Raw genomic sequence first — 13783 nt, forward strand, 5'->3', positions numbered from 1 at the left:
GCTGGTACAACCCCTCGCGTCGCCACTCAGCATTGGGTTACAAGTCGCCGATCAACTACGAAAGGACCGCTGCTGAGGGGCTGGAAACTCTAAGCCCATAACCGTCCATCAAACCGGGGGAACTCCAAATCCATTCTTCTAGTTGATTGGCAACTCCTGCACCGAGATCTTTCCAGCAAAGCGCTAAGATAAGTCTTTGATTTAGATCTTCGCTTCAGTTTCACAGGGTGTGCGTATTCCCATGTCCGCGCACCAAGCACTTTATCCGAATCTCATGCCATTCTTAGAGATCAGAGACTAGGATATTGTCGGAGGCTGTAAATTCAGCTTGGTGTTATCCACGACGCACAGCCAGCTGACGAATTTTGCGATTCACAAAAACGAAGACTTAACTGTTGTTTTGCTCGCAAGTGCCTAATTGGCTTCCCAAGCGTCTTTTCCGCTCTCAGAATCACAATAGCGGCGGCACGTGCATCTTCGCCGGCATCGTGGTGTCGGAAATCGATACCGAGATGATCCTTTAGGCTGGCCAGGCCATGCCCACCAGCACCCTTCAATTCAGGCCATGCCTTCCGCGCGATCTGAACGCTGTCTGTCCAATAAGACGTTACCATCGGAGCGCCGTAACAGACACAAGCAGCTGTAAACGCTTTCTCATCATAGCGGCTATGCTGAACAAGTTGGTGGGTTTGCAACACATCGAACAGCGTTTCGTATATTTCAGGGAAAGTGGGCGAACCGGATACCATATCCGAATTGATGCCATGGAGCTCGGTGTTGAAGGCGTCGAATGGTTCTTCGGGGTCGACGAGCGTTGAATAGGTATGCAGGTCATTGCTGACATCGACGGCGCACAGCCCGATCTGACAGATGCTCGCGATTGACCTGCCCGCAGTTTCGACATCGACAGAGATGAAGCGGAATATTCCTTGAGGAAGAGACGAGAGATGCCCGAGATTAGCTATGGTAAGTACATTGAGGTCCTTTCACCTTGTCCGCCAGCCGCGCGTCCGCGCAACTGTAGCACTTGCTACATTTGCGGAATACGATCACCTCGCAGAGAAAACTCGGCAATCTTTGCAATACGTTTCTGACGCGTTGCATCGGTTTTGGCCAGCTTGAGCCAACGCAGCAGGTTGCGGCGATAGCTGTCGCCAGTGTTGTCATAGTATGTCTGTGCATCTGGTGATGCCGCCAAAGCTGCACGAAGATCATCGGGGTCGATGAGCGCATCGACGTCCGCCCAGTAGTCCCAAAGCCCGCTCTGTTTTCCCGCCTCAATAGATGCGATCCCGGGCGCTTGCATGCGACCCTCGGCGATCAACCGCGCAGCCCGATCCCTATAGCTTTTTGCCCAGGCTTGGGTGTGCCGCGGGCCGATGATTTGCATCGTTCTATCATCGTCAAGTTTGCGACGAATGCCGTCTATCCAACCCCAAGAAATAAGTGCGTCCAGAATATCATCTGTAGAGATGTAGTTTCGAGGAGAACTTTTCTTCCAAGTCACAAGCCAGATATTCTCGGATTGCCTGTGGTTCGCTGCAAGCCAACTGCCAAGCTCCGCGACCGAACGCACCTCAATTTGCGCAAACCGTTCTGTCGGTATCCCTTTCACCATATTCATGTCCCTAAATGTCGAGGGTGATTGTCTCGCTTGCCGCCCGCGAACAACACAACGTTATTTTGCGGTCACGATCGCCATCCGCAAGCAAACGATCGCGATGATCTATCGTGCCTTCGAGCACGCCAACCGTGCATGTGCCACAAATGCCGTAACCGCAGGAGACTGGTACATCGATCCCGCGCCGTCCAAGGGCCCGCGCGATGCTTTCGCCTGCAGGAACAGTCAACTTTGCACCCGACGAGGCGAGCACGACGTCAAAGGGCCGGTCAGGAGTGTCCGATCCAAAATCCTCAGAATAGATGTCGAACCCTTTGAGGTGGGCGGCGTCATATACTGCGTCCATGTAGCCACGTGGACCGCATATGCAGATGGCGGTCTTTTCTGGCTTGGCATCTAGGAAAGTGTCGCACCAGTCGCGATTTGTGTGAACCGTCAGCTTTCCACCTGAGGCCTCTTCTAGCTCGTCGGCAAAGACAGCTTCCGAAACTGATTTGACAGAATAATGGACCTCGAATGATTTCTGAAGTTTGGCCAGATGCTGCGCCAACGGCACCATCACGGTGACACCAATACCGCCGGCACATAAAACGTAGTGAGAGCGGTCTTCTGGCACGAGGTAGTTATTTCCGAGCCGCGACACAGTCAGCGTGTCACCTAAAGACAGCGTGCCGAGTTCAAGGGACCCACCAGTTCCGGAGAGGTCGATTTTGACACCCAAACGGTAAACACCCTCGCCCGGCAGGTTCGACAGCGAATAGGCGTGTAGATTTGGTACGCCATCTCGAATCCGCCATAGGGTGTTGCGGGACCATGAAAAAACGTGCGCGGCTCGGTCTCACCGATACCGGCAAGGATGCGCCCCGATATCGGCGGATCCTTGAAACCAATGGTTGGTGTTGCTTTGGGATAGCGTCCTTGCTTGGTGATACGCGCCTTAAACGGGTGCGACACATGGACCGGAGCGGCAGGGACGAGGCCCGCATTGGCGGCGCGATGTTCCTCGGCCAGCGGCCTCACCATTGGAAGATCGTCTACGTAGAACACCTCACCGGCTTCGCACGTTTTTCTGTAGCGATTTGCATAAATCGCCTGAAAGGCGCGCGAGCCACCTTTGATGACCAGCGAAATTGAGCCATTTGTTAGCGTCCGTTTGAAGGGTACATTCATACCGAGTTCCCCCTTGCCGACAGGATGGCCTTTGCAACCGCTCGAATGCCTAACTCGACACGATGTGCATTTGTCAGTGTGGGGTGCGCGTCTTGCAGGGCGGCCTCGCCTGCTGCGAATGCCGTTTTCTGATCAATCATACTGCCTTTTAGAACGTGTTCGGCAGTTGCCGCACGCCATGGAACGGTCGCCAACCCACCCAAGGCAATGCGGGCGGACGTGACCATTGCGCCATCCATATGGAGAACGACGGCGGCAGATGCCGTCGCAAAAGCATAAGATGCCCTGTCCCTGATCTTTATGTAGGATTGTGCCCCGCCCTTGGGGAGATGGATCGCCGTGATCAGGTCGCCGGTTTGTAGCGCGGTTTCAGTATGTGGTGTTGCCCCCGGCCGTCGATGCAGGTCTTGGACGGGGATCTTGCGTTCCGATCCATCTGAAGCACGAATTGTGATCTCAGCCCCCAATGCAACGCAGACTACAGCGAAGTCGCCCGGATAGGTGGCGATGCATTGAGCCGAGCCACCCAGCACAGCATGGTGGCCGTCTTCTCCACCTATTGCGGGGCATCCCGAACCCGGCACCCGCTTGTTGCACGGCTGACGGGTATCTCGGAAGTAACTGCACCGCGTGCGTTGCAGCAGGTTTCCACCAAGCGTGGCCATCTCGCGGATCTGCGGCGAGGCCGCTTGAACAAGGGCAGTGTGAACTGCGGTCAAGCCGCGGATTGCAGGATGTTTTGCGGCATCTGCCATTGTGGTCAGGGCGCCAAGCGTGATGGTGTCCGATGTTTCGGAAATGCCTGAGAGCGCGTCACGTTGCGCGCCCAGATCGAAAAGACGCGACGGCGCGGTCGCACCTAGTTTCATCAAATCGACCATGGTCGTGCCGCCCGCGATCCAAGCAGCTCCATCTACGGGCGTGCCGCCTTCCGTAATGTCAAACGCGCTCATCCCTCGGCCTCCGCTTGCGCCACAGATGCAATAGCAGCGCGGATTTGAGGATAGGCTGCACATCGGCACAGGTTTCCCGACATCCAGTCGGCGATTTCAGCATCCGACCCAGCATGCCCTTCGGAGACGCAGGCGACAGCCGACATAATCTGACCGGGCGTGCAGAAGCCGCACTGATAAGCATCGTGCTCCAGAAAGGCCGCTTGCATTGGGTGGAGCGTGTCGTTTTTCGAAAGACCCTCGATCGTTGTCACATCACCGCGGACTGTCTGTGCCAGTTGTAGACACGAGAGCACGCGTTTGCCGTCCACCAGAACAGTGCACGCCCCGCATTGACCGTGATCGCAGCCCTTTTTGGTGCCGGTCAGGTTCAGCTTTTCGCGCATGTGGTCGAGCAAGGTCGTGCGCGGGTCATTGGGCATCGGGTAGTCCGCGCCGTTTATACAAAGTGTCATTCTGCGGCTTCCTTAAATGAGAATTGCGCGCGGGACACGGCAGCGAGCCGCGCGGCATGGTTGAGGGGAAGGTGATGAACGACACCGCCTGTGGCATCCGCAAATGCCGAGGCAATGGCCGGTGAAACGCCGACGATTGCGGTCTCTGCAATCCCCTTGAAGTCCAGCGCGCCCGGCTTGCCTTGCGTATCGCCTACGAAATGCGCCTCGACATGGGGGCAATCGGCCTGAGTTGGAACAAGCGCTTCGCCGATTTCCGCATTGGTCCAATGGCCGCGTTTACGGTCAAGGCGGGTTTCTTCCATCAGGGCCTGTCCCATGCCCATGATCATTGCGCCTATCAATTGTGCTCGGGCGATCTTGGGTTGTAGAACACGACCGCAATCATAGGCTCCAACTAGTCGTATGACCTCAACATCCAATGTGATCGGATCAACGGCCATCTCGCAGAAGACTGCACCAAATGAGGCCTTGGCTTGCTTAGATGCGCCAAATGTCAGGCCTGCTCTGCCTTTCGCAGTAAGATCCCCCGTCCGACTGAGCAGATCCGAAATCGCCGCACTTTCGCCGTTTGGTGCAACAAGCATGCCATCTTGAAGTTTGGAGCTTTTCGGCAGTCCACCCGCCTTCGCAAGTTTCTTGATGATCTTCTCCACCGCCGTCTTGACGGCGGCCGCGTTAGAGTACGTTCCAGTCGATCCGATGGACCCCGCAGCGTATCCTTCCTTGGTGGCCTCGCGTTTGAACTCGACCCGGTCAGGCGAAACACCTGTCATCTCAGCCACAACACCTGTCAGGCCCGTCAGCAAACCTTGGCCCATTTCGGAAACCGCGAGCGATACGACGACCCGTCCGTCTTTTGTCATAGTAACGGTCGCATGAGCAGGAAATTGTCGGCCAAGATCGATAGCAGAGGCCATTCCGAACCCTGACACTCTCCCATCGGGCCGAACGCTGCCGCCCTTGGGGCGATCCCGCCAGCCAAACTTTGCTGCGCCGACTTCATACGCTTCCAGCAGGGCTTTTGCTTCCCACGATTTGCCGTTCGCCGGATTTTTTTCAGAATAGTTTGCAAGGCGGATATCCAATGGGTCTTTTCCAACTTGCCGAGCCAGATCGTCCATGGCCTGTTCCAGCGCGAAGATCGCATGGGCGACACCTGGGCCACGCATCCAACCGGCACCAGGCAGATCAAGCTTGGCCACCCGAGTTGTCAGCCGGTGTGTGTCGTGGGCGTAAAGCTGCATTGGCATTTCTCCAATCGGCTCAACGAAAGCGGCGTTCCCGCGTGCGATATCGGGTTCGAGAACGATCGCTTTCAGCTTTCCGTCAGTGTCCGCACCAACCCGGAGGCGCTGTTTGACCTCGGAGCGATGTGACATGAGGCTAAAGGTATCGCGGCGGCTCTGCACCAGTTTAACCGGCCCGCCCGCTACCTTCGCGGCAATCGGGGCCAGCAGCAACGCAAGATAGGAAATGTTGCGCCCAAACGCGCCGCCGGAAAGCTGGTTATGCAGCCGCACTTTGCTCTTGCCGGACGTGCCCAATACCGCGCGCCCCAGCAGACCGGTCATGCCATCCGCCCAACTGAGACCGAAGGCTTGCCCGATCATGGAGGCATCGAGATGATGCCATTGGACCGCCGCATGAACAGTAACCCCACCATCGGGGTCCCACCGCGCTACAACGGCACCTGGTTCCATCGGGTTCTGGTGGTGCGGGGCTGCATGAGCGTTCACCTCAGCTGAAACAGATGCATCGGCTAGCGCGGCGTCGGCGTCGCCCTTCTTCATCGCCCCTGGACCGATACCCGCGCGTCTTACAGATTTCAGGCGATTTTCTGCGTCGCTGAGAACGACTGCAGGAGCATCATGATTCTCAATCGTTACGATAAGAGCCGCCAAAGCATCCCGCGCAGCGTGAAGGCTGTCGGCAACCACGATAGCAACTGGCTGACCTGCATACTCCACCTGATCCGATTGCAGCGGCATCCGCGTGCCAGGTTCGCACATTGAAATCAGGATAGCTCTTTTGAGCCTTGGCGCATTCGTGTGATCGATCACGCAGCGCGTTCCCGGCAGAGCAAGTGCGGCTGAGGTATCTATTTGCACCCTTCCACGAGCAACTGGTGATGTAGCCGTCAGCGCGATTAGAGGTGGAGTGGCAAACCGCAGGTCATCTGTATATTTTGCCAAGCCGCGGACCTTGTCAGCGCCTTCAATTCGATGTCCTTGCATTCGCTATCCTCTGTCGCCGATTGTCGTTTGGCCTTATTGATACCACGTGGTACCAGAGAAGTGATGCAAAGGATATAGTCGTCAAGTGTGCGTTAGCTGTTTTCTGATGATGAAAGACGATCTATTTAATGGAATGATGGACAATAGACAGAAAACAAAAGCGGATCGAACCCTCGAAGCGGCACGTAAGCTCTTCTTTGAGAAGGGCTTTGTGGCAACATCTAACCGTGAAGTCGCACAGGCGGCCCGTACATCCAAGGCCGCGATCTACGATCATTTTGGATCGATGGAGGGCTTGCTAGAAGCCGTCATTACAGCTGAAATCGAACGCTTCGATCCTGGCCCTACCCGCGAGATAAAAAGTTTTGACGAATTTCGGGAAACCCTGGTGTCCTTTGGGACCGGTATGTTGGCGTTTCTTGACCTGTCAGAAACCATTCGGTTTTCCAAGATCATGCACGAACAGTCCCGCACCCATCCAAAGGTCACGCGCCTGTATTTTGAGGCATCTTACGTAGCAACAGCCAATCGTGTTCAAGCGATCATTGATGCAGGTCTGTCCTTTTCGAACGGCAAAGCAATTTCCAATGCGGGTGAACGTTATATCTCAATGCTGAAAGGCCATCGCTATGAAATGGCCGTTCTCGGGCTTATCCATCAGCCCTATCCAGAACCAGAACTGACCAGTGCTGAGTGTTTTGATGCTTGGTTTGCGGAGAGAAAGTAATACGGCTCTCCCAGTGATCGCGAAATGCGACCCTCTGCTTAGTAAATAAGGTGCGGACTTTCAGGAGAGAGCCAGCACTCTTTCCCGGCTTGGCGTTGCCAAAACTAAGTTAAAATTTGGTCGATTTTTGTTTGAGTTATGAATACCGGACTTTCGTGTTTTGCGCAGCATCAGTCGATTTTGGCTGATTTTGTTGAAAAACTCCTGCTTGATTGATGACCTAACGGCTGATTCAATTCTCTTATCGAGCGGGAGGATTGGCGATGATGGGACCAAGGCAAGAGGCGCAGGCGGCTTTGTTCTACGAGTTCTCGCTAGAGGATCACGTTCCCCATGACCATCTGGTGCGGTCGATTGATCGGTTTGTCGATCTGACCAGCGTTCGCGCACATTTGGCGGATTTCTACAGCCACACAGGTCGCCCCTCGATTGATCCGGAACTTCTGATCCGGATGCTTTTGATCGGGTATTGCTTTGGCATCCGCTCAGAGCGACGGCTTTGTGAGGAGGTGCATTTGAACCTCGCATATCGCTGGTTTTGCCGCCTCGATCTTTCGGACCGCATCCCGGACCATTCAAGCTTTTCCAAGAACCGTCACGGTCGCTTCCGTGAGAGTGACCTGCTACGCCATGTGTTCGAGATGACGGTTGCGCGGTGTATGGAAGAAGGTTTGGTCGGTGGTCAGGGTTTTGCAGTCGACGCCAGCTTGATCAGCGCCGATGTCCAAAAACAAAACTCCAGCAACCCGGAGGACTGGGCGGCCCGCGAGATTGATCCCGCAGACGCTCCGCGCGCGGTGCGCGAGTACCTCGACACTTTGGACGACGAGGCCTTCGGGGTGGCGACCACAGCCAGGCCCAAGTTCACAGCCCATGCCGATCCCGCCAGCCAATGGACTGCAGCCCGGAAAGGTCCTGCGTTCTTTGCCTATTCTGACAATTATCTGATCGACACAGACCACGGCATCATCATGGACGTTGACCCAGCCGGTCCAATAAGACTGCTGAGGTTGGTGCGATGCGCAAGATGCTCGACCGGACCGAAGACCGCTTCGGCCTAAAGCCCGATTGGATTGCGGCAGACACCGCCTACGGTTCTTCCGACACTCTGGTGTGGTTGGCACTGAAGCGGCAAATCCTCCCCTTCATTCCGGTCTTCGACAAGGGCGAACGGACTGATGGAACCTTCTCACGATCCGACTTCGCATGGGATGATGAAAACGACCGGTACATCTGTCCCGACGGCAAAGAGATGCGGCATACATGGCGGACCTATTCTGATCCAAAACGGAATGCGCCAGTTTGGAAATCCAGAAACTATCGGGCATTGAAATCGGACTGCACAGGATGCGAGCTGAAGCCAAAGTGCTACCCCAACGCTGAAACGCGTTCGGTCCATCGCGACAAATTTGAGATCGTCAGAGACTTTGCCCGCCAATGCACAGGATCAGAGTTCAATCCGAAGGCTCAGGCGCGACGGAAGAAGGCTGAAATACTCTTTGCCCACCTCAAACGCATCCTCGGCTTGGGGCGGCTCCGATTACGAGGCCCAGGCGGCGTCCAAGACGAGTTTACCCTGGCAGCCACCGCCCAAAACCTCCAGAAACTCGCAAAGCTCAAGCCAATACTGCCCGCCCCAGGTTGAAGCGGTCGCTAAGCCTTAGATATCTGAACGAAATCAAACCGGTACCCGAAACAAACGCATCCAAATCAAAGACTTTTCCAACAAAATCAGCTCATAGCTGACATCCGACCTTCCTTACCCAAACCTTAACACTGCAAACTTTGCGAAGTTTTTGATTCGATTTTTGTAAACTTGCGAAAGTTGGTACCGTACGGTGCGATTTATAAAGGGTTAATGACCTGCAGAAGTAGTTAATTTGGGCAGAGTGTTACCGAACTCTGACCCACCCGCGCGCGTTGACATAAAAGTTATCCACAAGGCGATTTCGTGAAAAATCCGTGGAAATCAGGAAAACGCGGTAAATCCCGCGAAAAATGTGTAAATTGCACATCTGAATTACGTGGTTTTGCGGAAAATGTGCAAATTGCACATTCAAAAACATCACCGAACGGCGGGTTAACTTTTATGACGTTGCGTCGATGTTCAGGCGGGCAGATATTTCATGAGCTCCCGGATGAAATCCGAGACGCGTAGAATTCAAATTCTGCCATGATAAATTATATTTATCAATACTTTATCAGATTATTCATCCACCAACTGACCATCCCGCAAATGCAGAACGCGGTCCATCCGCGCCGCCAGATCAAGGTTGTGCGTCGCGATCATTGCAGCCAGCCCCCGGTCCCGCACCAGCTCCATCAGCGCTGCAAAAACCTGATCAGACGTTGCAGGATCCAGGTTCCCCGTCGGCTCATCCGCCAACAAAAGCGCAGGTTTATTCGCCAAAGCCCGGCAAAAGGCGACGCGCTGTTGTTCGCCGCCCGACAGCTCGGCCGGGCGATGTGATGCCCGTTCAGCCAGCCCGACGCGGGTCAGCAGGTCGGTCGCATGTGCGTCAGCATCCTTGCGCGAAATACCGTTAGCCAATTGAGGTAAAACGATATTTTCCTGCGCCGTGAACTCGGGCAGCAGATGGTGAAACTGGTAAATGAACCCAACCTCGCCCCGTCGCACCATAGTCCTTTCCCAGTCCGCCGACCGTTTCGGGCTATGCCCGCCGATGGTCACCGATCCGCTGTCGGCCGTATCCAAAAGCCCCGCAATGTGCAGCAGGGTGGATTTACCGGACCCCGACGGCGCGACCAGTGCCACGACCTCGCCCGATTTCACCTGAACCGACGCGCCGCTTAGAACGTTGATTTCATTCGGCTTTCCGTGGTTGTAGGATTTGTGGATATCCTGCAACTCTAACACAACATCACTCATACCGCAGCGCCTCGACCGGGTTCAGATTGGCCGCGCGATAGGCCGGGAAAAGCGTGATAACGAACGACAATCCCAGCGACAGGCTGACCGCCGCCAGCACATCGAACAACTGCAACTGCGCCGGTACGCTGTATAGCCCGCGGATCGACGGGTCCCACACGCCGCCGCCCGCAACGTAATTCACGATGCTGAAAATGAAGTCGATATAGATCACAAACAGGCATCCCAGGATCACACCGACCGTCGTACCGATCAGCCCGGTGAACGCGCCGCAGATGAAAAACACCCTTAAAACAGAGCCTTGGCTAAGGCCCATGGTGCGCAGGATACCGATATCGCGACCCTTGTTCTTCACCAGCATGATCAGGCCCGACACGATGTTCATCGTGGCAATCAGCACGAGGATCGCCATGATGATGAACATCATATTATCCTCGATCGTCAGCGCCCGCAGGAACGCGCCCGAGGCATCGCGCCACGTGAAAAGCAACGTGCGTTCACCGCCCGCACGCACCAGATCAAGCGTCAGATCGTCAATGTTTTCAGGGTCTTCGACCATAACCTCGATTTCATCCGCGAACCCTTCGCGGTTGAAAAACGACTGTGCCTCAGTAAACGGCATGTAGACCCGAATGCGGTCGATGTCGTAACGACCGGCCTGGAAGATATAGACGACCTCATAACTGCTGGTGCGGGGAACGCGCCCCATAACGGTCGCCGTGCCATTCGGCGAGGTTACCTGTACACGATCCCCCACAGTGACCCCCAGTTCACGGGCCACACCCCAACCGATGGCGATGCCTTCGTCAAAACGGTTGATGTCCCCGACGGACCGTTCCGGTTCAGCGATCCGGGGGATACCCTTCAGGTTTTCCTGTGTAATTCCAAAGACTTCAATCAGCGTGTTCCGTTCGCCCCGCGTGCCCATTACCTGACGCTTCACGACCGGCGCGGCGCGGATGACACCGGGCACCTGACGCAACCGCTCGGCCGCTGCATCATAATCGGCAATCCTACGATCCAGCCCGCCAACCGCGTTCACCTCGGCAGACTGATAGACCGTCACATGGGCATTGGCGCCCAGGATCGTATCGACAAATTCGGCCCGAAAGCCCGACCGCACCGCCATCACCGCGATCAGTGCAAAGACCGCCAGAGTGATGCCCACAAGGCTGATCCAGGTCATCACGCTGACGCCGCCCTCGGCCCGTTTGGCCCGAAGATAGCGCCACGCGATCATCCATTCGAAGTTGGAAAAAGGTGCCGTTCGACCCGCCATGTTCTGCCTCATCTGCTTTTGGCAGGACAATACGCGCCACGCGGTAAAGTGCAAGGCGGCGCGTGCCCCACGCCGCCTGATGTTTTAGCCCATCAGCTGGTAACTGACTGGGACATAACGGAAACCATCTTCGCGCGTGTCAACGAAACCCGCGGCCGGGAAAGGCATGTGATACCCGATCATCGGGATTTTATCAGCGGCCAGCATCCCCAGAACACGGCGACGCGTTGCGGCGGCCGCTTCTTTATCCATGTCAAAGCGCACCTCCCAATCGGGATACGCCAGCGACCAGACATAGTGGTTCGCCATATCCGCAATCAGCAGCAACTGCTGACCGTCGCTTTCCAGCATATAGGTCATGTGCCCCGGCGTATGGCCAAAAGCCGCCATCGCGGTGACGCCTGACGCAACCGACGCGCCATCTTCGACAAAGGTCATGTTTTCAGCCAGGGGGGTCACATTCGCCTTGACCATGTCGCCCACGCGATTACCCGCCTCTTGCGCCTTCCAGAAATCATATTCGGCGCTGGCGGTCACATAGCGGGCATTGGGGAAAGTCGGCTGCCCGTCGGTCATCAGACCACCGATGTGGTCGGGGTGCATATGGGTGATCACGACGATCGTTATGGCATCGGGGGCCACTCCGGCCTCGGCCAGCGCGTTTTGAAGGCCGCCTTGCCCCAGACCGGTGTCAAACAGCACGATGTCTGCGCCAGTGTCTACGACCGTCGGGGTGAAAAAGAACTGCGCCATGTCGGTCGGGATAAAGTTTTCTTCGGAAACCTGCGCAAATTCTTCCGCCGACACGTTCATGCCAAAGATGCTTTGCGGTTCATCCCGCGGCGTGGTGCCGTCCAGCAATGTCGTCACATTCATGCTGCCCAGCTTGAATGTATGGGCCAGTTTCATCGGGGCATTCCCGCCATGACCGGCTGCAAAACCGGGGGCTGCGGCCAGCAAAGGCGTGGCTGCGGTGGCTGCAAGTGCCTGACGGCGTGAGATTTTCAGTGACATGGCGTCCCTCCTTCATCCATGGACGGCAAGATAGAGCATTTGACCGGCGCGGCGACGCATATGGACAAAATTGTGATCATATGAAAAGGGAAGCCCGAACAGGAGTTTGCCATGACCACCACCCGCTTTGCCCCGTCGCCCACTGGTTATCTGCACGTCGGTAACCTGCGCACGGCCTTGTTCAATTATCTGATCACGCGTAAAGTGGGCGGCACGTTTATCTTGCGGATAGACGACACCGACCCCGAGCGGTCGAAAGAAGAATATGTCGATGGCATCAAACAGGATCTGGAATGGCTTGGCCTGACATGGGACCGGGTGGAACGGCAGTCTGCACGGCTGGATCGCTATGCGCAGGTTGCGGATAACCTGCGCGATATGGGGCGGTTTTACGAATGTTTTGAAACGCCGACCGAACTGGATCTAAAGCGTAAGAAACAGCTGAATATGGGCAAGCCGCCCGTTTATGATCGGGCTGCGCTGAAACTGTCAGAGGATGAGAAAGCCGCCTTGCGCGCGGAACGGTTACCCCACTGGCGGTTCCTGCTGGATCAGGAACGGATCGAATGGGAAGATGGCATTCTGGGTCATACCTCAATCGACGCGGCCAGCGTGTCGGACCCTGTGCTGATCCGCGGTGACGGGCAGGTCCTTTATACGCTGGCCTCGGTCGTGGATGACACCGATATGGGCGTGACAAATGTGGTACGCGGGTCTGACCACGTGACCAACACGGCGACACAAATCCAGATGATCCAGGCGATTGGCGGTACTGTCCCGGACTTTGCACACCATTCGCTGCTAACAGGCCCCCAGGGTGAGGCGCTGTCAAAACGTCTGGGCACGTTGGCCTTACGTGATCTGCGCGCACAAGGCGTTGAACCAATGGCACTGCTAAGCCATATGGCGCGCCTTGGGTCGTCTGATCCGTTTGAGCTGCGCGTGTCGATGGATGAACTGGTCGAAGGGTTTGACATCACCCATTTTGGTGCAGCGCCCACGAAGTTTGACGTGGACGACTTGTTTCCGCTGACGGGGCGCTACCTGCAGACGCTTGATTATGACCATATGGCGGGCGACATCCGCGCGCTAGGCGTGCCGGATGATATCGCGCCAGACTTCTGGGCTGTGGTGCGGGATAATATCACGACAAAGCACGACCTGACCGCATGGTGGGCGTTGTGTCAGAATGGCGCCGACCCTGTGATTGATGACGAAGACCGGGATTTTGTCGATCAGGCCATGGCGCTTTTGCCGGACAGACCCTTTGATCAGACCACCTGGGGCAATTGGACGACCAGTGTGAAAGAGGCTACCGGTCGCAAGGGGCGCGGGCTGTTTATGCCCCTGCGCAAGGCACTGACGGGTCAGTCACACGGGCCAGATATGTCGCACCTGCTGCCGCTGCTGCAGGTGATCAAGGCGAAACCCTGACAC

The 13783-nt window shown here is 56.0% G+C and carries 12 protein-coding genes and 1 pseudogene; 3 read left to right on the forward strand and 10 right to left on the reverse strand.

Translation table 11 applies throughout. The annotated features are described in order from the left end of the window. Nucleotides 1-323: 323 nt before the first annotated feature. The 7 genes from H7848_RS15590 to H7848_RS15620 all read right to left on the reverse strand — a co-directional run bounded on the left by H7848_RS15590 (nt 324) and on the right by H7848_RS15620 (nt 6436). Nucleotides 324-965 carry an exonuclease domain-containing protein gene (locus H7848_RS15590; protein ID WP_208353375.1) on the reverse strand — a complete coding sequence of 214 codons (642 nt, stop codon included), beginning with the start codon at nt 963-965 and terminating at the stop codon, nt 324-326. A gap of 65 nt (nt 966-1030) precedes the next feature. Continuing rightward, entirely contained in the window at nt 1031-1390 is a 360-nt protein-coding gene (locus H7848_RS15595; protein WP_208353279.1) for a YdeI/OmpD-associated family protein, read from the reverse strand. A 238-nt stretch (nt 1391-1628) separates the two neighbouring features. Further along, nucleotides 1629-2342: a flavin reductase family protein gene (locus H7848_RS15600; protein ID WP_208353281.1), complete on the reverse strand. Its 714-nt coding sequence runs from the start codon at nt 2340-2342 to the stop codon at nt 1629-1631. Then, nucleotides 2279-2791 (reverse strand): hypothetical protein, encoded by a 513-nt coding sequence (locus H7848_RS15605; RefSeq protein WP_208353282.1) that lies wholly within the window; start codon nt 2789-2791, stop codon nt 2279-2281. The genes H7848_RS15600 and H7848_RS15605 overlap by 64 nt, the downstream gene beginning before the upstream one ends. Continuing rightward, complete coding sequence (locus tag H7848_RS15610; RefSeq protein WP_208353284.1) at nt 2788-3744, reverse strand: FAD binding domain-containing protein; 957 nt, start codon at nt 3742-3744, stop codon at nt 2788-2790. Before H7848_RS15610 ends, H7848_RS15605 begins: the two co-directional genes overlap by 4 nt. Further along, the gene (locus tag H7848_RS15615; RefSeq protein WP_208353286.1) at nt 3741-4199 is read right to left on the reverse strand and encodes a (2Fe-2S)-binding protein; all 459 of its coding nucleotides are present in this window, start codon (nt 4197-4199) and stop codon (nt 3741-3743) included. The genes H7848_RS15610 and H7848_RS15615 overlap by 4 nt, the downstream gene beginning before the upstream one ends. Continuing rightward, nucleotides 4196-6436 (reverse strand): xanthine dehydrogenase family protein molybdopterin-binding subunit, encoded by a 2241-nt coding sequence (locus tag H7848_RS15620; protein WP_208353288.1) that lies wholly within the window; start codon nt 6434-6436, stop codon nt 4196-4198. Before H7848_RS15620 ends, H7848_RS15615 begins: the two co-directional genes overlap by 4 nt. Before the next feature lie 106 nt (nt 6437-6542). Between H7848_RS15620 and H7848_RS15625 the strand changes: the two genes are divergently transcribed. Both H7848_RS15625 and H7848_RS15630 read left to right on the forward strand, forming a co-directional pair. After that, entirely contained in the window at nt 6543-7163 is a 621-nt protein-coding gene (locus tag H7848_RS15625; RefSeq protein WP_208353291.1) for a TetR/AcrR family transcriptional regulator, read from the forward strand. A 263-nt stretch (nt 7164-7426) separates the two neighbouring features. Continuing rightward, a pseudogene (locus H7848_RS15630) lies at nt 7427-8808 on the forward strand (transposase). A gap of 561 nt (nt 8809-9369) precedes the next feature. Here H7848_RS15630 and H7848_RS15635 read toward each other — a convergent pair. From H7848_RS15635 to H7848_RS15645, 3 genes are all read right to left on the reverse strand, one after another. Then, nucleotides 9370-10053, reverse strand: coding sequence for an ABC transporter ATP-binding protein (locus H7848_RS15635; RefSeq protein ID WP_208353295.1), 684 nt, complete (start codon nt 10051-10053; stop codon nt 9370-9372). Continuing rightward, on the reverse strand, nt 10046-11332 hold the full coding sequence (locus H7848_RS15640; RefSeq protein WP_208353298.1) for a lipoprotein-releasing ABC transporter permease subunit: 1287 nt from the start codon (nt 11330-11332) through the stop codon (nt 10046-10048). Before H7848_RS15640 ends, H7848_RS15635 begins: the two co-directional genes overlap by 8 nt. 84 nt (nt 11333-11416) lie before the next feature. After that, entirely contained in the window at nt 11417-12346 is a 930-nt protein-coding gene (locus H7848_RS15645; protein WP_208353301.1) for an MBL fold metallo-hydrolase, read from the reverse strand. A 111-nt stretch (nt 12347-12457) separates the two neighbouring features. Between H7848_RS15645 and gltX the strand changes: the two genes are divergently transcribed. Beyond that, nucleotides 12458-13780, forward strand: a complete 1323-nt coding sequence (gene gltX, locus H7848_RS15650) for a glutamate--tRNA ligase (RefSeq protein WP_208353304.1) — start codon at nt 12458-12460, stop codon at nt 13778-13780. Nucleotides 13781-13783: the final 3 nt, after the last annotated feature.

Origin of the sequence: Pseudaestuariivita rosea (assembly GCF_017592335.1) — a bacterium.
Lineage (GTDB): Bacteria > Pseudomonadota > Alphaproteobacteria > Rhodobacterales > Rhodobacteraceae > Parasulfitobacter > Parasulfitobacter rosea.